Annotated in this window: 15 protein-coding genes and 1 pseudogene; 8 read left to right on the top strand and 8 right to left on the bottom strand. The window is 71.6% G+C overall.

All coding sequences use genetic code 11. From position 1 onward, the window contains the following. The first annotated feature begins 11 nt into the window (after window positions 1-11). The 3 genes from recC to recD are packed head-to-tail and all read left to right on the top strand — an operon-like array spanning window position 12 to window position 8307. Window positions 12-3305: an exodeoxyribonuclease V subunit gamma gene (recC, locus tag H9L21_RS06345; protein ID WP_154595224.1), complete on the top strand. Its 3294-nt coding sequence runs from the start codon at window positions 12-14 to the stop codon at window positions 3303-3305. Beyond that, window positions 3302-6616: a UvrD-helicase domain-containing protein gene (locus tag H9L21_RS06340; protein ID WP_255467378.1), complete on the top strand. Its 3315-nt coding sequence runs from the start codon at window positions 3302-3304 to the stop codon at window positions 6614-6616. The genes recC and H9L21_RS06340 overlap by 4 nt, the downstream gene beginning before the upstream one ends. Further along, window positions 6613-8307 carry an exodeoxyribonuclease V subunit alpha gene (recD, locus tag H9L21_RS06335; RefSeq protein WP_154595225.1) on the top strand — a complete coding sequence of 565 codons (1695 nt, stop codon included), beginning with the start codon at window positions 6613-6615 and terminating at the stop codon, window positions 8305-8307. The genes H9L21_RS06340 and recD overlap by 4 nt, the downstream gene beginning before the upstream one ends. A gap of 1 nt (window position 8308) precedes the next feature. Here recD and H9L21_RS06330 read toward each other — a convergent pair whose 3' ends face one another. From H9L21_RS06330 to H9L21_RS06320, 3 genes are all read right to left on the bottom strand, one after another. Continuing rightward, window positions 8309-9892 carry an MDR family MFS transporter gene (locus H9L21_RS06330; RefSeq protein WP_154595226.1) on the bottom strand — a complete coding sequence of 528 codons (1584 nt, stop codon included), beginning with the start codon at window positions 9890-9892 and terminating at the stop codon, window positions 8309-8311. Beyond that, window positions 9889-10515: a TetR/AcrR family transcriptional regulator gene (locus tag H9L21_RS06325; RefSeq protein ID WP_154595227.1), complete on the bottom strand. Its 627-nt coding sequence runs from the start codon at window positions 10513-10515 to the stop codon at window positions 9889-9891. Before H9L21_RS06325 ends, H9L21_RS06330 begins: the two co-directional genes overlap by 4 nt. Window positions 10516-10696: 181 nt before the next feature. After that, on the bottom strand, window positions 10697-11872 hold the full coding sequence (locus H9L21_RS06320; protein WP_154595228.1) for an NAD(P)/FAD-dependent oxidoreductase: 1176 nt from the start codon (window positions 11870-11872) through the stop codon (window positions 10697-10699). A 94-nt stretch (window positions 11873-11966) separates the two neighbouring features. On the opposite strand from H9L21_RS06320, the pseudogene H9L21_RS06315 reads away from it, so the two are divergent. After that, window positions 11967-13226, top strand: a pseudogene (locus H9L21_RS06315) (cytochrome ubiquinol oxidase subunit I); the annotation flags it as partial. Between the two features lie 145 nt (window positions 13227-13371). Continuing rightward, entirely contained in the window at window positions 13372-14373 is a 1002-nt protein-coding gene (locus H9L21_RS06310; protein WP_187411862.1) for a cytochrome d ubiquinol oxidase subunit II, read from the top strand. A gap of 88 nt (window positions 14374-14461) precedes the next feature. Here the strand turns inward: H9L21_RS06310 and H9L21_RS06305 are convergent, their stop codons facing one another. After that, a complete protein-coding gene (locus tag H9L21_RS06305) occupies window positions 14462-17383 on the bottom strand; it encodes a vitamin B12-dependent ribonucleotide reductase (RefSeq protein ID WP_154595229.1) in 2922 nt (973 codons plus the stop codon). A 59-nt stretch (window positions 17384-17442) separates the two neighbouring features. After that, complete coding sequence (gene nrdR / locus H9L21_RS06300; protein WP_154595230.1) at window positions 17443-17958, bottom strand: transcriptional regulator NrdR; 516 nt, start codon at window positions 17956-17958, stop codon at window positions 17443-17445. Window positions 17959-18357: 399 nt separating this feature from the next. Between nrdR and H9L21_RS06295 the strand changes: the two genes are divergently transcribed. Further along, a complete protein-coding gene (locus tag H9L21_RS06295; RefSeq protein ID WP_154595231.1) occupies window positions 18358-19464 on the top strand; it encodes an RNA polymerase sigma factor in 1107 nt (368 codons plus the stop codon). A gap of 54 nt (window positions 19465-19518) precedes the next feature. Next, the gene (locus tag H9L21_RS06290; protein WP_154595232.1) at window positions 19519-20025 is read left to right on the top strand and encodes a Dps family protein; all 507 of its coding nucleotides are present in this window, start codon (window positions 19519-19521) and stop codon (window positions 20023-20025) included. An 87-nt stretch (window positions 20026-20112) separates the two neighbouring features. On the opposite strand, the gene H9L21_RS06285 is transcribed toward H9L21_RS06290, so the two are convergent. Both H9L21_RS06285 and H9L21_RS06280 read right to left on the bottom strand, forming a co-directional pair. Next, window positions 20113-20589, bottom strand: a complete 477-nt coding sequence (locus tag H9L21_RS06285; protein WP_154595233.1) for a hypothetical protein — start codon at window positions 20587-20589, stop codon at window positions 20113-20115. 168 nt (window positions 20590-20757) lie between these two features. Beyond that, a complete protein-coding gene (locus tag H9L21_RS06280; RefSeq protein ID WP_154595234.1) occupies window positions 20758-21159 on the bottom strand; it encodes a LysM peptidoglycan-binding domain-containing protein in 402 nt (133 codons plus the stop codon). Window positions 21160-21336: 177 nt separating this feature from the next. On the opposite strand from H9L21_RS06280, the gene H9L21_RS06275 reads away from it, so the two are divergent. After that, entirely contained in the window at window positions 21337-22263 is a 927-nt protein-coding gene (locus H9L21_RS06275) for a YihY/virulence factor BrkB family protein (protein ID WP_154595235.1), read from the top strand. Between the two features lie 7 nt (window positions 22264-22270). On the opposite strand, the gene H9L21_RS06270 is transcribed toward H9L21_RS06275, so the two are convergent. Continuing rightward, entirely contained in the window at window positions 22271-22579 is a 309-nt protein-coding gene (locus H9L21_RS06270; RefSeq protein WP_154595236.1) for a hypothetical protein, read from the bottom strand. Window positions 22580-22606 lie beyond the last annotated feature (27 nt).

Below are 22606 nucleotides of genomic sequence, written 5' to 3'. Positions count from 1 at the left end.
TTGGGCCCGACATGACCTTCCACCTGCACCGCGCCGAGCGCACCGACGTGCTCGCCGACGCCCTGGCCGGCCTGCTGGCCGAGCCGTCGGACGACCCGTTCGCCACCGAGCTGGTGGTGGTCGCGGCCCTGGGCACCGAGCGCTGGCTGTCCCAGCGCCTCAGCCATCGCCTCGGCGCCTCGGCGCACGGGGGCGACGGCGTGACCGCCGGGATCCGGTTCGCGCGCCCGCAGTCGATCGTGGCCGAGCTGCTGGGCGAGGACGACCAGGACCCGTGGCGCCCCGACGCGCTCACCTGGCGGGTGCTCGAGGTGCTCGAGACCGGCCTGGCCGAGCCGTGGCTCGACACGGTCGCGCGCCACCTGGGTCAGCACCACGAGGGTCCCGAGCGCGCGCTGCGTCGCGACCGCCGGCTCGGGGTGGCCCGTCACCTGGCCGGGCGGCTCCACGCGTACGCCCGTCAGCGTCCGGCCATGACCGCCGCCTGGACCGACGGTCGCGACGAGGACGGCACCGGCGGGGTCCTGCCGGCCGACGTCCGCTGGCAGGCCGAGGTCTGGCGGCGCGTCCGTGCCCTGATCGATGCCCCGTCCCCGGACGAGCGCATCGCCTCGACCGCCGCCGCGCTCCGGCGTTCGCCCGAGGCCGTCGACCTGCCGCCGCGGGTCAGCCTGTTCGGTCACAACCGGCTGCCGCTGGGCGAGTTGCAGGTGCTGGCGGCCCTGGCCGAGCACCGCGACGTCCACTTGTGGCTCCCCCATCCCTCGCCCACGGCCTGGGACCGCCTCACGGCGGTCGACGCGATCGTCCCCCGCGAGCAGGACACCTCGGCCGAGCTGCTCGGCAACCCCCTCCTGGCCGCCCTCGGCCGTGACGTCCGAGAGCTGCAGCGCTCGATCGCCGCCGTGGCCCCCGATCTGCAGGTGCATCCCCCGATCGCCGTCCCGCGGCCCGACACCCTGCTGGGGCGGGTGCAGTCCGACGTGGCCGCCGACCGCGCCGGCGCCGGGTCGACGCCACCGGCCGCAGCCGACCGCACGATCCAGGTCCACGCCTGCCACGGCCGCGCCCGGCAGGTCGACGTCCTGCGCGACGTGATCGTCGGCCTGCTCCAGGACGACCCCACCCTCGAGCCGCGCGACATCCTCGTGATGGTGCCCGACATCGAGGCGTACGCACCGCTGTTCCATGCCGCCTTCGGACAGGCCGAGAGCATCGACCGAGGGCGCCACCACCCCGGCCACCGCCTGCAGGTGATGCTCGCCGACCGTGCGGCGTCGCGCACCAATCCTCTGCTGGCGCTGACGGTCGCGGTGCTCGAGCTCGCCCGGCGCGGGCGTGCCACGAACGCCGAGGTCCTCGACCTGCTGGCCACGGCCCCCGTCCGGCAGAAGTTCGATCTCGACGACGCCGCGATCGAGCGGATCACCCAGTGGGTCGAGACCAGCGGGGTGCGGTGGGGCTTCGACGCCGAGCACCGGCGTCGCTTCGGACTGCCGCTGGAGCAGAACACCTGGCGCGCGGGCCTGGATCGACTCGTCTGCGGCGTGGCGGCCACCGAGGACCCCGCCCGGCCCGTGGCCGAGGTCCTGCCGCTCGACGACGTGCCCAGCGGCGACGTCGACCTGGTCGGCCGCCTCGTCACCTTCGTCGACGCCCTCGAGCGGGCGGTCGACGCCTTCGGCCGCGACGCCACGATGGCGCAGTGGGCGCGTCGCATCGACGCCCTGCTCACCGACGTGGCCGACGTCCCGCACTCGCTGGCCTGGCAGCGCCAGCAGGTCGACCGCGAGCTCGAGCGGCTCGACGACGACGCCACGGTGCTGCGCCCCGGCGAGGTCCTCTCGATGGTCCGAGACCGCTGGGCCGGACGTCCGTCCCGGGCCAACTTCCGGACCGGCAGCCTCACGGTGTGCACGATGGTCCCCATGCGCTCCGTCCCGCACCGGGTGGTGTGCCTGGTCGGTCTCGACGACGGCACCTTCCCGCGCGCGACCCACACCGACGGCGACGACGTCCTCGCCCGCCGGCCCCTCACCGGCGAGCGGGACGCCCGGGCCGAGGACCGGCAGCTGCTGCTCGACGCCGTCATGTCGGCCACCGAGACACTCGTCGTCACGTACACCGGCGCCGACGAGCACCGCGGCCAGCCGCGCCCTCCCGCCGTCCCCTTGGGCGAGTTGCTCGACCAGGTCCGGCGCACCGCCGGTGACGGGGTCGACGTCGTCACCCACCACCCGCTCCAGCCGTTCGACCCGCGCAACCTGCTGCCCGGCGCCGTCGTCCCCGACGACCGTCCCTTCAGCTTCGACCCGGCGGCACTCGCCGGCGCCCGCGCCAGTCTCGGGCCGCGCCGGGAGCCCGGCCCGTTCCTGCCCGCTCCCCTGCCGGCGCCCCCGCGCGAAGACCTGGCGCTGAGCGACCTGGTGGCGTTCGTCCAGAACCCGATCCGGTCGTTCTGGCGCCAGCGACTCGACGTCTCCCTGACCGGTGACGACGACCTGCTCGACGAGGACCTGCCGATCACGCTCGACGGGCTCCAGCAGTGGCACATCGGCCAGCGGCTGCTCGACGACGCCGTGCGCGGAGTCGGCGCGGACGACGCGTGGTCCGCGGTGTGGCGCGCCGGGATGCTTCCGCCCGGACGCCTCGGCACGGCCGTCGGCGCGACCGTCGGCACCCGGGTCGCGACCCTCGTCGCCGGCACCGCCGCGCTCAGGTCCGGCGACGCCACCACCGTCGACATCGACGTGGCCCTGCCCGACGGCCGGCGCCTGCTGGGCACCGTCGAAGGGGTTCACGACGACCGGCTCGTCACCGTCTCCTACTCCACCGTCCACGGCCGCCACCGGCTGCGTGACTGGGTCCGGCTGCTCGCCCTGGCCGTTCAGCGTCCCGACGTCCACTGGGTCGCCCACACCGCGGGCAAGGTGGGGCGAGGCTCGGCCCAGATCGTCACGGGTCTGCCGTCCGACCCCGATGCGGCCCTCGGGCTGCTGGCCGACCTGGTCGACCTGCGTGACGCGGGCCTGCTGCGGCCCCTGCCGTTGCCGGTCGAGCTGGCCCTGACCTACACGACCCAACTGCGCTCCCGGGGGCCCGAGGCCGCCGCGCGGATCGCAACCCGCGAGTGGCAGCGCGACGCCAAGGCGTTCGGCCCTCCGCCCGACCGCGACGCCGACGAGATCGTCCGGGTCTGGGGCGCCCAGGCCCCGTTCTCGGCACTGGTCGACGACGGCTTCACGACGCTGGCGCCGCGGCTGTGGGACGGCGCCCTCGATCACCAACGCGAGGCGGCCCTGTGACCGACCTGGACCTGCAGTCGTTCGACATCACCGACCCGCTGCCGTCGGGCACGGCCCTGCTCGAGGCCAGTGCCGGCACCGGCAAGACCTGGACGATCGGTGCGCTCGTCACCCGCTACGTCGCCGAGGGCGTCGTCACCCTGCCCGAGCTGCTCGTCATCACGTTCGGCCGCGCCGCCAGTCGCGAGATGCGCGAGCGTGTCCGGGACCAGCTCGTCGCCGCCGAGGCGGCCCTGGCCGAGCCCGCCACGCACCGTGACGGCGTCGACCCGCTGCTGCGGCTGCTGACCGCCGTGCCCGACGCCGAGGTCGCCGCCCGCCGAGCGCGGGTGCGCGCCGCGCTGGCCGACTTCGACGGCGCCACCATCGCCACCACGCACCAGTTCTGCCAGACGGTCCTGCGCAGCCTGGGCACCGCCGGCGACTCCGACGGCTCGGCTGAGCTCACCGACGACCTGACCGAGCTGGTCGACCAGATCGTCGACGACCTCTACGTCGCCAAGTACGCCCGCGAGGACGACCCGGCCCTGTCGCACGGCCAGGCCCGGGCCCTGGCGCACGCGGTCGTGGCCGACCCCCACGCCGCACTCGTGCCCGTCGACGCCGACCCCGACTCCTCCGCGGGCGTGCGGGTCCGGTTCGCCGAGGTCGTGCGGCGCCGCCTCGACCAGCGCAAGCGCGAACTGGGGCTGTTGGACTACGACGACCTCCTCCGCCGGCTCGAGTCCGTGCTCGAGGAACCCGACTCCCCCGCCCGTGCGCTGATGCGCGATCGCTGGCGCGTCGTGCTGGTCGACGAGTTCCAGGACACCGACCCGGTCCAGTGGAACGTCCTCGACCGCGCCTTCGGGGGCGTCGCCACGCTCGTGCTGATCGGCGATCCGAAGCAGGCGATCTACGCCTTCCGCGGTGGCGACGTCCACACCTACCTGCGGGCCGCGGCCACCGCCACCGAGCGACGGACCCTGCCGGTCAACTGGCGCAGCGACGCCCCCTTGGTCGACGCGCTCGGCGCGACGTTCGCCGGCGCCCAGCTCGGCCACCCCGACATCGCCGTGCGCCCCGTCCGGGCCCAGCACGCCCGGAGCCGACTGCGCGACCTGCCCCGACCGGCGGCATTCCGGCTCCGGGTGATGGACCGCGACGGGGCCGACGAGCCTCACCGCGAGCTCGCCGTCGCGGCAGCACGCAGCACGATCGCCGACGACCTGGCGGTCGACGTCGCCGAGGTGATCGGCTCCGGCGCCACCTTCGACAGTGGCGCCGACGGAGTCCGTCCCGTCGCGGCGGGCGACATCGCCGTGCTGGTCGCCACCGGTGTCGAGGCCGACCTGGTCCGGCGCACCTTCGCGCGCCATGGCATCCCGGCCGTCCTCGGCGGTGGCAGCAACGTCCTGCGCAGCAGCGCCGCCGACGACTGGCTCACCCTGCTCGAGGCCATGGAGTCGCCACAACGCTCCGGCCTCGTCCGGGCGGCCGGCCTCACGGACCTGCTCGGCCAGGACCCCACGACCCTCGTCGTCGGCGGGGACGAGCTCACCGACCGGATCGCCACGCGCGTCCGCGACCTCGCCGACCTGCTCGCCGCCCACGGAGTGGCCGCCGTGGTCGAGTCCCTCACCGACGAGGCGTTCGCCGCCCGCATCCTCGCCCGGCCCGACGGCTACCGGCGGATGACCGACCTGCGTCACGTCGCGCACCTGCTGCACGAGGTCGCCCTGCGTGAGCACCTCGGACTGTCCGGGCTCGTGCAGTGGCTGCGACGCCAGCGCAGCGAGAGCGGCGACTCCGCCGAGCTCACCCGCCGGCTCGACAGCGACGCCAAGGCGGTCCAGGTGCTGACCATCCACGCCAGCAAGGGCCTGGAGTTCCCGATCGTCTACCTGCCCTTCCTGTTCAACCGCTGGCGTCCCGACCGCGAGGAGCGACCTCGCTTCCACGACGCCTCGGGGCAGCGGTTCCTCGACGTCGGCGGCTCGGGGCACCCTGCCTTCGGCGAGCACTCGCGCGCCGCCCAGGCCGAGGACGCCGGTGAGGTGCTGCGGTTGGCCTACGTCGCGATGACACGGGCGAAGTCCCAACTCGTCGCGTGGTGGGCCCCGACCCGCGACGCCCGCAACTCCGGCCTGCACCGGTTGCTGTTCCGCCCCGACCCCGCTCGGCCGGACGTTCCCGAGGTGGCTCCCGTCCCCGACGACGCCACGGCGCTCTCGGTGCTGCGGGGCTGGCAGGACCGTGGCGGACCCTCGCTCGAGCGCGTGGTCCCCCGCGCCGTCGCCGACGTGCCGCTCACCGAGAGCCCCGGCGACCTCGCGGTACGTCCGTTCGACCGCGAGCTCGACACCGCGTGGCGCCGCACGTCGTACTCGGGTCTCATCCGCGCCGAGCAGGACGCGCCCCACGTCGGCAGTGAGCCCGAGGCCGAGGGCACGACGGACGAGGACGAGTCGCTCCCGGCGGTCGTGACGGACGCGGCGGACACCCGTCCCTCCCCCATGGCCGAGCTGCCGAAGGGCGCCACCTTCGGCAGTCTCGTCCACGCCGTCCTCGAGGAGGTCGACGTCACCGCCGAGGACCTGCCCGCCGAGATCGAGGCGCGGGTCCGCGAGCAGCTCGACCTGTGGCCGGTCGAGATGGACGTCGCCACCGCCGTGCGCGCGTTCGAGGCCATCCTCACCACGCCCCTGGGTCCGCTCGCCGGAGACCTCGACCTGCTCTCCCTGCTGAGCGAGCGCCAGCTGAAGGAGCTCGATTTCGAGATCCCGATGGGCGGCGGCGACCACCCGGTGGCCGGGCTGGCACGGTTGGGCGATCTCGCCGATGTGTTGGAGTCCCACCTGCCGATCGACGACCCCCTGCGCCCGTTCGCAGCACGCCTGAGGTCCCCGGGGTTGGCCGACCAGTCGCTGCGGGGCTACCTGACCGGCTCGATCGACCTGGTGCTGCGGCTGCCCACCGGAGGGTTCCTGGTGGTCGACCACAAGACCAACTGGCTGGGTCCCACCGACGTGCCACTGACGATCGCCGGCTACCGCCCCGACACGCTGGCCGAGGCGATGAACGCCGGCACCTACCCGCTGCAGGCCCTGCTCTACTCCGTGGTCCTGCACCGCTTCCTGCGGTGGCGGGTGCGCGACTACGACCCGCAGCGGCATCTGGGAGGCGTGCTGTACCTGTACCTGCGCGGCATGGCCGGGCCGGATGCGCCGCGCCAGGCGGACGTGCCGTACGGCGTCTTCTCGTGGCGCCCGCCGGCCGCCCTCGTCGTCGCCCTGTCCGAGCTGCTCGACGGAACCGGAGCGAACCGATGACGACGCACGCCAGGATCGACGACTTCGTCGCCGCCGAGGTCCTCACCCCCGGTGACGCACTGGTGACGGCGCGACTGGGCCGGATCACCGGCGAGTCGGCGGACCTGCCCCTGCTCGCGCTGGCGTTCGCGGTCCGGGCCGTCCGGCACGGGTCGACCTGCTTCGACCCGCGCCACGATCCCGAGGTCCCCGGCCTGACCTGGCCCGAACCGGACGCCTGGTTGCGCGCCGTCGAGGGCAGCGCCCTGGGCCGGGTGCTCGTCGTCGAGCACGGGCTGCTCTATCTGGATCGCTACCGGCGACTGGAGGTGGCGCTCTGCGAGGACCTCACTGCACGGGCGACTCTCTCGGCGCCCCCGCTCGACGAGGATCGCCTCACCGAGGACCTGGACCGGCTCTTCCCCGACGCCGAGCACGCCGACCAGCGCGCCGCGGCCGAGCGCGCCGCCCGGGTCGGCACGATCGTGCTGACCGGCGGCCCCGGCACGGGCAAGACCACGACGGTCGCCGGCGTCCTGGCGATCCTGCAGGCGCAGTCGCTGGCCATGCACGGACGCTCGCTGCGGGTGGCCCTGACGGCACCGACGGGCAAGGCCGCCGCCCGCATGCGCGAGGCCGTCGCGGCCACCGCGAGCCGGCTGGCCCTGACCGACGACGAGCGGACATGGCTGACCGCCCTCCCGTCCTCGACCATGCACCGGCTGCTCGGCTGGCGGCCCGACAACCACACGCGCTTCCGGCACGACCGCCTGCGCCGCCTGCCGCACGACGTGGTCGTGGTCGACGAGACCTCGATGGCCTCCCTCGAGCACGTCGCCCGGCTGCTCGAGGCGCTCCGGCCCGACACCCGGCTCATCCTGGTCGGCGACGCCGACCAGCTGGCCTCGGTCGAGGCCGGGGCTGTCCTGCACGACGTCGTCGCCGGGTGGTCCGACGAGCACGTCGTCCGGCTCACCCGCAGTCATCGGTTCGGGGCGGGGATCGGCCGCCTCGCAGCGGCGGTCCGCGACGGTGACGCCGACACCGCGGTCGAGCTGCTCACCGCCGGCGACCCGGCGATCCGACTCGTGCAGCCCGACCAGGGCGTGTCACTCGTGGAGTCGACCCTCCTGCCGATCGCCCGCGACCTCGTCGCCGCCGGACGCCGCGACGACGCGGACACCGCGCTGCGACGGCTCGGCGAGCACCGTCTGCTGTGCGCTCACCGTGACGGACCGTACGGAGCCGCGACCTGGAACGAGCGCGTCACGTCCGGCCTGCGTCACGACGTCGGCTACGGCGACTGGTACCCCGGACGGCCCGTCCTGGTGACCCGCAACGACGCCCAGCTGGGCGTGTTCAACGGCGACGCCGGGGTGGTCGTCGAGCGCGAGGGCCAGCTGGTGGTGGCCGTCGACGGCGAGCCCGTGCGCGAGTTCGCCACGTCGCGTCTGCCCGACGTCCAGACCGGCTACGCGATGACGATCCATCGCAGCCAGGGCAGCGAGTTCGCCCAGGTCACCGTGCTGCTGCCCGACGCCGACTCACGGGCGATGACCCGCGAGCTGCTCTACACCGCGATCACGCGTGCCGTCGACGCCGTGACGGTGATCGGCACGACCGACGACATCAGAACGGCGATCGGGCGGCGAGTCGCCCGATCCAGTGGGATCGCGGAACGACTCGCCGCCCGTCAGCCGGCAGCGCGCTGAATCAGCGCTCGGCGCCGCTCACCGCCCCGGCCGCATCGAGCGTCTGCTCGCCCAGCGACTCGTCCGTCTTCGCCACCTCGATGGTGTGGTGCAGCGGCTTCTCGTGGACGAACCACAGGACCGCCGCCGACACCGCCGCGAACGGGACCAGCCACAGGAAGATCGGCATGAGCGCGTCGTTGTAGGCGCCCACCACGACGTCGTGGAGCGCGGGCGGCAGGTCCGCGACCGCGTCGGGGGTCAGCGACGAGGATCCGCCGCCGGCGCCGGACTCGGGCAGCTCCTTCGCGAGGGAGTCGGTCAGCCGGGTCGTGAAGATCGAGCCGACCGCCGCGGCGCCCAGGGTGCCACCGACCTGACGGAAGAAGTTGTTCGCCGCGGTCGCCGTGCCGACGATCCGGTGCGAGAACGAGTTCTGCACGATCAGCGTGAGCACCTGCATGCCCAGACCGATGCCGACGCCCAGGACCAGCAACGCGCCCTCGATGTGCCAGCGGGCGTCGCCGATCTCGATCGTCGACAGCAGGAACAGACCCAGGCCCGTCACCACGGCGCCCGCGATCGGGTACCAGCGGTAGCGGCCCGTGCGGCTGACGGCCTGACCGACGACGATCGACGTGACGAGCATGCCGCCCATCATCGGGATCATCATGAGGCCGGCCTTGGTGGCGTTGACGCCGACGGACATCTGCAGGTAGGTGGGCAGGTACGACAGCGAGCCGAACATGCACACGCCCAGGATGATGACGCCCACCGTGGTCAGGTTGAAGTTGCGGTCGCGGAACAGACCCAACGGCATGACGGGCTCCTCGGCCCGGCGCTCGACCGCGACGAACGCGAACGCGGCCGCGACGGTGACGACGCCCAGGGCGATGATCTGCGGGCTGGTCCAGGCGTACTGGTGGCCGCCCCAGGTCGCGCCGAGGATCAGGGCGCTGGTGGCGATGGCCAGCAGTGCCATGCCGAGGTGGTCCACGCGCGTCCTGGCGCGCTCGACGGTCGGCTTCTGAAGCAGCAGGACGACCGCGACGAAGGCCAGCACGCCCAGCGGGACGTTGATCCAGAAGGTCCAGCGCCAACCGGGCCCCTCGGTGAACCACCCGCCCAGCAGGGGGCCGGCGACCGAGGACAGGCCGAAGACGGCACCGAGGATGCCCATGTACTTGCCGCGCTCGCGCGCGGGCACGACGTCGGCGATCGCAGCCTGCGACAGCACCATGAGGCCACCGCCGCCCAGGCCCTGCACGGCACGGGCCGCGATCAGCAGGCTCATGTCCTGCGCGATCGCGCCCAACAGCGAGCCGACGGTGAACAGGACGATGGCGATCAACAGCAGCGGCTTGCGGCCGAGCCGGTCACCGAGGCGGCCGTAGATCGGCATCGTGACGGTCATGCCCAGCAGGTACGCGGTCATGACCCAGGCGATGTGGTCGGCACCGTCGAGGGAGCCGACGATCGTCGGCAACGCGGTCGACAGCACCGTCTGGCTCAGCGAGGCCAGCAGCATGACGAGCATGAGGGCCGCGAAGACGAGCAGGACGGTGCGCTTGTCGGACGTGTGGGTGGAGGGAGTCGTCGTGGTCATAGTGCGGTGGAGGTGACCTTTCTGAAAGTGTCGATGGCGGCGGCGAGAGCGGGGTCTCGGTCGTCGTTGAAGAACTCGGGGTCGCCTGTCCAGGCGAGTGTCACGACCGCTCCGGCCAGCAGGACGAGCGCGCGAGCCTCGAGCGGATCGGTGGGCAGGCCCTCGACGCCCATCCATCGCGGCTCGGCGTCCTCGACCATGCGGGCGTTGACCAGCTTGCGACTGTCGGTGAACACCTGCGTGAGGCGGACGCGCAGTCGTGGGTGCGCAGCGGCGATCGAGCGGCGCTGCACGAGATCGACGCCGGGGCCGATGGTGCTCGCCGCGACCTCGGTCACGAGCTTGCTGACCCGCAGCAGGGCCGGCTCGTCGGACGAGTCACGCAGCATCGCGATCGCCTCCTCGGTGATGCGCGGGGTGCGGACGCCGAGGATCGCGTCCTCCTTGGAGTCGAAGTAGTTGAAGAAGGTCCGCGTCGAGATCCCGGCCGCGCCGGCGATCTGGGCGACGGTGACCTCGTCGGGACCCTGCTCGAGCGTGGCCCCCGCGGCGGCGTGATGGATGGCCGTCCACGTCTGCCGCTGACGCTCGGCCACCAGGGAGTTGACGGAGTCTGTTTGCACCTATGCAGTCTATGCACTCGTGCAACGTTTGCACGGCTGCAATGGCTCGTCTCCTCAGATTGCAGCCGTGTCCTTGCTCACCTACGGTCGAAGGGTCGCAGTAGACCTCCAGGGTTCTGCGGACACGAGAGATCGGGTCCCGGGGGCGGTGCATCCCCCGGGGCCCGGTCCACCCTCCCGGTCAACCCAGCGCCGCCACCTCCGCCGGGTCGACGCGACGCCCCACCATCGCGCGCAGGGTGTCGCTCACCTCCCAGATGCCGACGTTCATCGCGGCGGTCAACAGCCCCTGCCGGTCGAACCAGCACGCGATGCAACGGTTCGCCGCCAGGTCGCCGTGGATCTCGAGCCGGTCATCGGGCGCCGACCGGCCCACGTACTCCATCGAGAACTCGAACTGATCGGTGAAGAAGTACGGCAGCCAGTCATAGGGCGTGTCCCGGCCCAGCAGCACGTCCGCGGCCGCCCTGCCCTGGCGGATCGCGTTGTCCCAGTGCTCGACCCGCAGCCGGTCGTCCAGCGTCACGTTCCAAGCGTTGGCGACGTCCCCGATCGCCATGACCCGCTCGTCGTGGGTCTGGAACCACTCGTCGACCACGATGCCGCCGTCGACCTCGAGACCGGAGTCCTCCGCCAGGACGACATCGGGGACGGCGCCGACGGCGACCAGGACGTGATCGGCCTCGAGGATGCCCTGCGACGTGCGCACCCCCGTCGGACGTCCCGACCGGACCGTCACCTCCTCCACCGTGACGCCGGTGCGCAGGTCGACGCCGTGCGACCGGTGCAGCGCGGCCAGGTGCTCGGCCAACTCCACCCCCAGGACACCGGCCAGCGGCACGTCCGCCTGCTCGAGGACCACGACGTCGACCCCGTGCTGACGCGCGGCGGCCGCCACCTCCAGACCGATCCAGCCCGCGCCGATGATCACCAACCGGCCGCCGGCCTCCAGCGCCGCCAGCACCTGCGCCGAGTCCTCGCGGGTCCGCAGGTACAGCGCGGTGTCCGCACCCGGCAGGTCGGGGACGCGGGGCTGGGCGCCCGTCGCCAGGACCAGCAGGTCGTACGACAGCCGCTCCCCCGAGTCCAGGGTGACCCGCCGCCCGTCGCGGTCCAACGAGGTCGCGCGGTCCCCGGTCACCAGCCGGACGTCGTGCTCCGCCCACCAGCGCGGGTCCAGCACGACCGGGTCCGTCTCCCGGCCGAGCAGCAGGTCCTTCGACAGCGGCGGGCGCTCGTAGGGCGCGTGAGGCTCGGCGCCCACGACGGTGATCGACCCCTCGTAGCCCTCGTCCCGGAGCCGCTCGACCGCCTTCGCAGCGGCCAGGCCCGCCCCGACGATCACCAGACTCTCCATTCCTCCATGCTGCGCCGCACACTGCACCGCGCAACCCCGTGGCCCGCACGCAGCCGGGAGGTGGGCACGCGAGGCCGGGGTTACGTTGGCTCACATGGCGGTCCTCGACCTGGTCCAGGTTGTCCTCGCCGGAGACGATCCGGCGGGATTGCTGCCCGCCCGCCAGCAGATGGCCCTGTCCCTGGGGTGGCACATCATCCTCGCCTCCTTCGGGGTCGCCTTCCCCGCGATGATCTTCGTCGCGCACTGGCGCGGCGTGTACCGCGACGACGCCAACGCCCTGACCCTGGCCAAGCGGTGGGCCAAGGTCTCGGCGGTCCTGTTCGCGATCGGTGCGGTGTCCGGGACCGTCCTGAGCTTCGAGATGGGCCTGCTGTGGCCGGGGCTGATGGGTCCCTTCGGCGACGTCCTGGGCCTGCCGTTCGCGTTCGAGGGGCTCTCGTTCTTCACCGAGGCGATCTTCCTGGGGATCTACCTGTACGGGTGGGGACGCATGCCCCCGCGGCTGCACCTGCTGATGATCCTGCCGATGGCCGTCGCCGGGGTCGTGGGGACCTACTGCGTCGTCGCGGTCAACGCGTGGATGAACATGCCGGTCGGCTTCGCCATCGAGGACGGCGCCGTCGTCGACATCCGGCCGTGGGCGGTGCTGTTCAACCCGGGCGCCGTGCTGCAGTTCGCGCACATGTGGGTCGCGGCGTACATGGTCGTGGGGTTCCTGGTCGCCGGCGTCTACGCCGCGGGGATGCTGCGCGGACGGCGCGACCGGCACCACCGCCTGGGATTCACGATGGCGTTCGCCTTCGCGAGCGTCGCCGCCATCATCCAACCCTTCGTCGGGCACCTGCTGGGTCTGCGCATCGCCACCCGGCAGCCCGCGAAGCTGGCCGCCTTCGAGCTGGCCACCGAGACCGAGAGCCCGTCGCCGTTGCGTCTCGGCGGGCTGCTGATCGACGGTGAGGTCCGTTACGCCCTGGACATCCCGTACCTGGGCTCGATCATCGCCAGGAACTCCTTCACCAAGCCGGTCGTGGGCCTCGAGGAGATCCCGGTCGCGGACCAGCCGCCGATCAACATCACGCACCTCGCCTTCCAGACCATGGTCGGGATCGGGACGCTGCTGTTCGTCGCCGTCGTCGTGTACTGGTTCGTCCGGTGGCGCGGGCGCGACCTGCTGGCCAACCGGTGGACGCTGCGGGCCGCGGTGGTGGCCGGACCGCTGGCGGTGATCGCCCTCGAGGCCGGCTGGATCGCGACGGAGGTCGGGCGCCAGCCGTGGGTGGTGCAGAACGTGCTCAGGACCCCGGACGCGGCCGGGGACAACCCCGACCTGTGGATGCTGCTGGTCGCGACCACCATCTTGTACACCGCCCTCACCGTCGGGGCGATCACCGTGCTGAGATCAATGTCTCGGCGGTGGCGCGCGGGCGAGGAGGACCTGCCCAGTCCGTACGGACCCCAGCTCGAAGGCCGGGCGTCGACGAGCGCCCGGTGGGCTCGTGACCCTCCAGACGGCGGTCGCCGCTGCGCTGTTCGTCGGCGTCGTCGCGTACGCCCTGTTCGGCGGAGCGGACTTCGGCTCGGGCTTCTACGACCTGACGGCGGGCGGCTCGCGGCGCGGCGCCGAGCTGCGCACCCTGGTGGACCACAGCATCGGTCCGGTCTGGGAGGCCAACCACGTGTGGCTGATCTACGTCCTGGTGATGTGGTGGACCGGCTTCCCCGAGTCGTTCGCGGCCGCGATGAACACCCTCATCCTGCCGATGCTCTTCGCGTTGCTCGGCATCGTCCTGCGCGGCTCGGCGTTCGCGTTCCGCAAGTTCGCGCCGACCATGAGCCAGGCTCGTCTCTACGGCGCGGTGTTCGCCGGCTCCTCGCTCATCACGCCCTTCTTCCTCGGGACGGTCGCCGGTGCGATCGCCTCCGGACGGGTTCCCGCCGAGGGCCGCGGCGACCTGTGGACCTCGTGGCTCAACCCGACGTCGATCCTCGGCGGGATCATCGCCGTCGGGACCTGCGCCTTCCTCGGCGGGGTCTTCCTCACCGCCGATGCCGACCGCGGCGGCCGCACCGCTCTGGCCGAGAGCCTGCGCCGGCGCACGATGGTGGTCGGTGTCGGCACCGGAGTCGTGGTGTTCGCCGCGCTCGTGCCCATCGCCGAGGACTCCCCCACCCTGGCCGCGGGCCTCGAGGGACGTGCCGCCCCGCTCATCGTGGCCTCCGCGCTGGCCGGTGCCGGGACGCTGGCGTTGCTGTTCCGCCGGCTCTACAGCCCGGCGCGGGTGACCGCGGTCGTCGCCGTGGCGTCGGTCATCACCGGCTGGGGCGTCGGGCAGTACCCGTGGCTGCTGGTCGACCAGGTCCGCATCGCCGACGGCGCCGGCGCGGACGCCACGCTCGTCGGCCTGCTCGTCGTGGTGGGACTGGCCGCCGTGCTGGTCGTGCCGCCACTGGCCTACCTGTTCCGACTGACCCAGACGCAGGAGTGGACTCGGGACTGATCCCCTCCGGACGCGGGCCGGCCCGGACCCTCCGCGAGGAGAGTCCGGGCCGGAACGAGGGGCGGCTGCACCTGCCGCCGCCTCGTGATCAGCTGCAGCCGCTGGTGCTGCCGCAGCCCTCGCACACGTGGCAGGAGCCGGCGGGACGCATCTTCGTGCCGCAGGTCATGCACAGCGGGCTGTCGACCGCGGACCCGGTGATCTCCTCGAGGAGCTCGGCCGAGGTGTGGGCCCGACCCGAGGCCGGACGCGCGGTCTCGACCTGGATCGCCACCGCTTCGGCGTCGGCGATCTGCGCCTCGGCCCTGATCTCGGCAGCCGCCTCGGGCGAGGGACCCGCCGCCTCGTCGGTGACCAGCTCGGCCGCGGTCGAGCCGTCACCCTTGACCGGCTCGTAGGAGCCCGTGTCCAGGTACCGCTGACGCTCGTCGACCGAGAAGATCGACATGGCCGACCGGGTGTCGAAGTCGATGTAGTCCAGCGCCAGGCGACGGAAGACGTAGTCCATGATCGACTGCGCCATCCGCACGTCCGGGTCGTCGGTCAGACCGGCCGGCTCGAACTTGAGGTTCGTGAACTTGCTGACGAACGTCTCCAGCGGCACGCCGTACTGCAGGCCGATCGAGACGGCGATGCTGAACGCGTCCATCACGCCGGCCAGGGTCGAGCCCTGCTTGCCGAGCTTGAGGAAGATCTCGCCCAGCGTGCCGTCGTCGTGGGCACCGGAGGTCATGTAGCCCTCGGCGCCACCGACGCTGAAGCTGGTCGTGATCGCAGCGCGCGACTTGGGCAGACGGCGACGGATCGGCTTCTCGACGATCTTCTCGACGATCTTGACCTCGGTCTCGGCCGCGGCCTGACCGCTGGTCGCCTTGTCCTGCGTCTTCTGGCTGGACAGCGGCTGGCCGACCTTGCAGTTGTCGCGGTAGACCGCCAGAGCCTTCAGGCCGAGCTTCCAGCCCTGGAAGTACACGTCGGCGATCTCCTCGACCGTCGCGGTCTCGGGCATGTTGACCGTCTTGCTGATGGCGCCGGACAGGAACGGCTGGCAGGCCGCCATCATCCGGACGTGGCCCATCGGCTTGATGGCCCGCTCGCCCACGGCGCAGTCGAAGACCTCGTAGTGCTCCGGGCGCAGGCCCGGGGCATCGATGACGTGGCCGTTCTCGGCGATGAACTCGACGATCGCCTCGATGGTCTCGCCGGTGTAGCCCAGCTTCTCGAGCGCCGCGGGGACCGTCTGGTTGACGACCTGCATCGAGCCGCCGCCGACGAGCTTCTTGAACTTGACCAGCGAGAAGTCCGGCTCGATGCCGGTCGTGTCGCAGTCCATCATGAAGCCGATCGTGCCGGTGGGCGCCAGGACGGAGGCCTGGGAGTTGCGCCAGCCGTTCTTCTCACCGATCTTCAGGTTGGCCGCCCACTGCTTGGTGGCCTCCTTCTGCACGGCGATGTCGATCGCGTGCTTGGTGCGGATCTCGTCGTTGGCGGCCTGGTGCTTGCGCATGACGCGCTGGTGGCCGTCGACGTTGGCGGCGTAGCCCTCGTAGGGGCCCACGACGCCGGCGAGCTCGGCGCTGCGGCGGTAGGACGTGCCGGTCATCAGCGAGGTGATACCCGCGGCCAGCGCCCGGCCACCCTCGGAGTCGTACGCCAGACCCGAGGCCATGAGCAGCGCGCCGAGGTTGGCGTAGCCGATGCCCAGCTGACGGAACTTGCGCGTCGTGTCGCCGATGGCCTCGGTCGGGAAGTCGGCGAAGCAGATCGAGATGTCCATCGCGGTGATGATGAACTCGACGCTCTTGACGAACTTCTGGGTGTCGAACGTGCCCTCGGCGGTGAGGAACTTCAGCAGGTTCAGGCTGGCCAGGTTGCAGCTGGAGTTGTCCAGGTGCATGTACTCGCTGCACGGGTTCGAGGCGGTGATCCGGCCCGACTCCGGCGTGGTGTGCCAGTCGTTGATGGTCGAGTCGTACTGGATGCCCGGGTCGGCGCACGCCCACGCGGCGTGGGCCATCTTGCCCCACAGCTCGCGGGCGTCGATCTCCTCGATGACCTCGCCGCTGGTGCGGGCGCGCAGACCGAAGGAGGTGCCCTCCTCGACGGCCTCCATGAACTCGTCGTTGACGCGCACCGAGTTGTTGGCGTTCTGGTACTGGACGCTGGTGATGTCCGAGCCGCCCAGATCCATGTCGAAGCCCGCGTCACGCAGCACGCGGATCTTCTCCTCCTCGCGCTCCTTGGTCTCGACGAACTCGACGATGTCGGGGTGGTCGACGTCGAGCACGACCATCTTGGCGGCGCGACGGGTGGCGCCACCGGACTTGATCGTGCCGGCGGACGCGTCGGCGCCGCGCATGAAGGAGACGGGGCCCGAGGCGGTGCCACCGGACGAGCGCAGCAGCTCCTTGCTGGAGCGGATGCGCGACAGGTTCAGGCCGGCGCCGGAGCCGCCCTTGAAGATCAGGCCCTCCTCGCGGTACCAGTTCAGGATCGAGTCCATCGAGTCGTCGACGGCCAGGATGAAGCACGCGCTGACCTGCTGAGGGCTGGAGGTGCCCACGTTGAACCACACGGGGCTGTTGAAGCTGAAGATCTGGTGCAGGAGCATGTACGTCAGCTCGTGCTCGAAGATCTCGGCGTCGGCGTCGGTGGCGAAGTAGCCGAAGTCCTTGCCGGCCTTGACGTAGGTCAGGACGACACGGTCGAGCAGCTGGCGCAGGCTCGACTCACGCTCGGGGCTGCCCACGGCGCCACGGAAGTACTTCGTGGTGACGATGGTCGAGGCGTTGAGGCTCCAGAAGTCGGGGAACTCCACGCCGCGCTGCTCGAAAACGGTCTCGCCGGTCTTCCAGTTGGTCTGGACGACGTCACGCCGCTCCCAGGTGACCGCGTCGTACGGGTGCACGCCCTCGGTGGTGTGGACTCGCTCGATCTTCAAGCCGTTCTTCGCGGACTTGCGGCTGGTGCGAGGGGCGGATCCCGAGGTCCCGCCGACCGTTTCGGTCATGTGGTGCTCCTGTCGTGGTGTGCAGCGTGGATGTGTGTCGTCTGGGGACTGCGGGTCGGTCAGGACCCGGAGTCGGGGTGCTTCGGCGAGGAGGCCTCGGCGGCGCGGTCGAGCACGTGGGCGATGTCGGCCTGGTCGGCCATGAGCCCGGCGATCTCGGCGACGAAGTCGTCGGCGGAGTCGAAGGACTTGTAGACCGACGCGAAGCGCAGGTACGCCACCTCGTCGAGGGCGCGCAGGGGTTCGAGGATGGCCATCCCGATGTCCTGCGTGTTGATCTCGGCCTGGCCGGAGGCGCGCAGGGCGTCCTCGACCTGCTGGCCCAGGCAGGCCAGGTCGTCGGTGGACACGGGTCGGCCCTTGCAGGCCTTGGCGACGCCGGCGACGGCCTTCTCGCGGACGAACGGCTCGGTGGCCCCCGAGCGCTTCACGACCATGAGCTGCATCTGCTCGATCGTGGTGAAGCGCTTCTCGCATCGCGAGCAGGCCCGGCGACGGCGAATGGAGCCGCCCTCATCGGCCACGCGCGAGTCGAGCACGCGCGTGTCGGTGTGCTTGCAGAACGGGCAGTGCATCGTTTCCTCCTCGCATCGGACCGAATTCCGCTCCCGGTGGATGAACCTGGGGACGGAGTGTGGACATCTTCACATGTGATGTGGGTAACAGGGCTGAACCTGTGGACCTATATGTGGAGAATCACATCTGTGTAACTACTAGATGTAGTGGTTACTCTACGTGGCGTGTCACCGGTAAGCAACAACTTCGCAAAGAAGTCCGACAGAATTGGACGCGATGTTCGTAAGGACGACGTTTGCGCAGGTCAGCCCGGGGTCGGGGCCGGTCGACTCGCGGATCACGGGCGTGTCGGCGACCATCGAGGGGTCGCATCGAGTTTCCCCGTCCATCACGACCGGCAGCACGGAACGAGAGGAGTCGCCTTGTCCCTTGCGCACCTTGGACACCGCGACACCGACATGACCCACTCCGTCTCCCTCCCCCGAGAACTTCGCTCAGCACGCCTGCGCGCACTGGGGGTGCTCGCCGTCCACGTCGGCGACCTCGGGGAGGCCCTGGACGCCGTGGACGACGTGGTCGCCGCAGTGCGCCATGATCGGCCCTCGGCCGACTCGTTGCTGGAGCAGGCCTGGGCCAGCGCCGGCCGGACGGACCCGGTGCCCCACGTCCCCGAGGACGACGCGTCGGCCGTGCTCACCGTGCTCTCGGCCTGCTCCCACTCCTCCTTGCCGATGGCCGCCCGGATCGCCCTCATGCTCGCCGTCGCCGGCGGCTTCCCCACCGACGAGATCGCGCGCAGCTTCGCCGTTTCCGACGCGACCATGGCCCGCCGGCTCGCCTGGTCGCAAGATCGCGCCCGCGGCCTGCTCGGGCAGCCCGTCCCCCCGGAGCTCACCGCCCAGCACCTCAACTGTGTGCTCGACGTGCTGATGCTGGTCTTCGACGACGGCATCGTCCACCCCCACTGCCACCTGGACCTGCCCTATGAGGCCGTCGAGACGATGCGGGTCCTCGTGGAGCAGTTCCCGGCCGAGCCCGAGCCGCGGGCCGCGCTGGCCATCATGCTGTTGACCCGCGCGCGCCGCGACGCCCGGGTGGCCCCCGACGGCTCGCTCATCCCGTTCGGGGAGCAGGACCGCAGCCGCTGGCACCGCGACGAGATCGACGAAGGGCTGTTCCTGCTGCGCGCCAGCCGGCGTCAGAACCCCACGGGGCCCTACCAGGTCCGCGCCACCATCCAGGCCGAGCACGTCACCGCCGCGAGTGCCGCGGACACCGACTGGGACCGGATCCTGGCCCTGCACGACCAGCTCATGATCCTGGCGCCGTCCGATCTCGTCGCCCTGAGCCGCGCCACCTCGCTCGCGGAGGTTCGCGGCGCCGACGTGGCGCTCGAGCTGGTCGAGGGCTTCGACCTCGACAGTCACCTCTACCACGCCACGCGGGCCGATCTGCTGGCCCGGCTGGGCCACCACGAGGAGGCCGACCGCGCTTGGACCGCTGCGGTCGCCCGGGTGCGCAGTGCACGTGAGCACGCCCGGTTGCGGGGCGCTCTCGAGGGCTGAGGACGTCACACTCGCTGCGGTTGCGACATCGGTTGATCGCTCTACGGTGGAGGCATGGCCACCAAACCCAAGTACACGGTTCCCGGTCTCAGCATCGCCGACGGCGAGAGCCTGGCGAAGACGCTGCAGGATCGGTTGAACGCACTCAACGACCTGATGCTCACCCTCAAGCACGTGCACTGGAACGTCGTGGGTCCCCACTTCATCGCGGTGCACGAGATGATCGATCCTCACGTGGTCGAGGTTCGCGACATGGTCGACGAGACCGCGGAGCGCATCGCGACCCTGGGCGCCGTCCCCCTGGGCACCCCGAAGGCGATCGTCGACGGACGCTCGTGGGAGGACTACCCGCTGGGCCGGGCGACGACCACCGAGCACCTCAAGGCGCTCGATGCCGTCTACACCGGCCTCATCGACGACCACCGCAAGGCGCAGGCTGCCGTCGAGGACCTCGACCCGGTGACCGAGGACATGATCATCGGGCAGATCAAGACGCTCGAGCTGTTCCACTGGTTCGTGCGAGCCCACCTCGAGAGCGCAGGCGGACAGCTCAAGAGCTGACGCCCGCACCCTGAACACGAGAACGCCCCGGTCCTTCGACCGGGGCGTTCGTCCGTCCTTCGGTGGCAGCCGGGGCCGGAGTGCCGGTCAGACCGCCGGGACCTCGCCCCGCCGCGCCGCGAGCACGGCCAGTCCGTGTCCGGCCAGCGCCGCCAGGACCTGCAACGTCATCGAGGTGACGACCACGCCGACGCCGAGCCACCAATAGACCGGCCCTTCACCCGAGCCCGCCGTCACGACCAGCGCGACGGACACGAAGGCCAGTGCTCCCCCGGCCACGACCCAGGCCAGCGCGCCCATGTCGGCCGGACGCACCCGCTGCCACGCGTAGCCCGCGGCCACGAGCGCCAGCAGGACGACGACGCCGACGGCCGGGTGTGCCTCGGTCACGGCACTGCCGAGCCAGCGCGCCGGAGCATCGACACCGTGCGTGCCCTCGCGCCCCGGCAGCACCCAGGTCGCTGCACTGGCCGTCAGCAGGACGGCGGCGCGACACAGCACCTGCCCCCGGTACCGGGTCATCACGTGGATGTGGTGGTGATGGCCAGGAGCGGCGATCGTCATGCGGACCTCCTGAAGTCGATGTCCTCACTGCACGCTACGCCGCGGACAGCGACAAGGGAACGAGTCGGCGATGAACGCGTGTCGAACCCTGACACAACGCGACGCGGCGCCCACCGCCCCTTCCCCAGGGCATCGATGGGCGCCGCGCGCGGGCTCGGGAGTGAACGGTCAGTCGGTGGTCGGCACGGCCAGCGTGGTGCCGATGGGGAGCGCGACCCCGTCCTCAAGGGCGTTGAGCTTGACGATCTCGTCCACGGTGGACCGGATGTCGGCGTCGGGACGTGCCTCGGCGGCGATGCTCCAGAGAGTCTGACCCGGCTGGACCGTCACCGTGGTGACGATCCCCGGCTCGGCGGCGGAGTCCGAGGCGACCACGGCGGACCCGAAGACGATCACCAGCGCGCTGATCACGGCGAGGGCGACGGCCACCAGGGCGATCCGGCCACGACCGGTCAGGCGCAGCGGCGCGGCGGGAGCGGCGCCGGCGGCCCGGTACGTCGTGCGGGTCACCAGCGGGCGACGCGGCAGGTCGATGACCGGGAAGGAGCTGTGGTCGAGGGTGATGCTCATGATGGCCTCCGGGGAAGTGCGGCTGTTCGATTCGATCACGTGTTCTATCGAACACATGAACGACTGTACGGGTGGCCTCCGACAAAATCGAGCATTGTCGAAATCTTGTTCGAACGGGCGTGTCGTTCCGGCCGGAGCGACGGGCGCTCCCCCGGCGGAGCCCGCTACCGTCGGGCCATGTCCCCGCTGCAGACGCTGGTCACCGCGTGGCGGCAGGCATCGGCCAAGCAGGCGTCGCTGCTGGCCGCCGGCGTCGCGTTCTTCCTGTTCACGTCCCTGTTCCCGGCCCTCATCGCCATGGTGTCCGTCTACGGGCTGGTGGCCGATCCGGACACCATCGCGGACCAGGCGGACCGACTGACCGCCGCCTTGCCGCCCGAGGCCGCATCCTTCATCACCGACCAGATGGACCAGCTCACGGCGGCGGGCGCCGGCTCGCTGGGCGTGAGCGCCGTCGTCGCCGTCGCACTGGCCCTGTACTCCGCGTCGAGCGGGATCTTCCACCTCGTCACGGCCATCAACCAGCTGTACGGTCTGCCTCCGCGCGGGTGGTACGTCGTGCGCCGCCTGTCCGGACTGGCCCTGACCGTCGCGGCCCTGGCGTTCGGCGTCCTCTCCGTCTCGGTGGTGGCGGTGGTCCCGGTGGTGCTGGACCTGACCGGCGCCGGCGCCGTCACGCGTGTGATCGCGCACGTCATCCGCTGGCTCGTGCTGGCCGGCGCCGTCCTCGTGGCCATCGGCGTGCTCTACCGCCAGGCTCCCCAGCGACCCCCGACCGGCCCGCTCATCAGCCGGGGTGTGGTCCTGGCCGCCGCGATCTGGCTCCTGAGCTCGGTCGGCTTCTCGATCTACGTCGAGACCTTCGGCACCTACGCCCGCACGTACGGCGCGCTGGCCGGCGTCGTCGTGCTGCTGCTGTGGCTGTGGATCGGGATGTGGGCCATCTTGTTCGGTGCGTGCGTCGAGGCCACCCGCCAGCACATCGTCAGCGACGAGACGATCGCACAGGAGGCGAGGCTCGCCCGGGAGCGTGCCACTCGCGCCAGGCTGGCCGTCGCGGCCGAGGAATCCGGCGAGCCGCGGGGTCGCGTGGACCCCCGCTGAACCCGGCTCAGCCCAGCGCGCGACCCACGAGGAACGCGATCGCGCCGACCACGACCACCAGCGCGATGAGGCCGCTGACCAGCTCGACCGGGCCGAGACTGTGGCGCGGTACGCCCTGCTGCTGCAGGTCGACCTCGAAGTCCGGCAGCAACAGCTGCAGGTCGACCGTCGCGAAGTCGGCGACCGCGTGCTCGCGCAGGACGTCGCGCGCGACCGCCTCGATCTGGCCGAGCTCGGCGGCCATGGCCGATCCGACGCCCGACACCTCGACGTTCCACTGCTGACCGGAACGGGTCCCCACCACCACGTAGCTCACGTTCCTCACCCTAGGCCACCACCGGGA

Origin of the sequence: Aeromicrobium senzhongii, assembly GCF_014334735.1 — a bacterium.
Lineage (GTDB): Bacteria > Actinomycetota > Actinomycetes > Propionibacteriales > Nocardioidaceae > Aeromicrobium > Aeromicrobium senzhongii.
The sequence above is the reverse complement of the archived record's forward strand: the minus strand, read 5'-3'. Positions and strand labels throughout refer to the sequence as shown.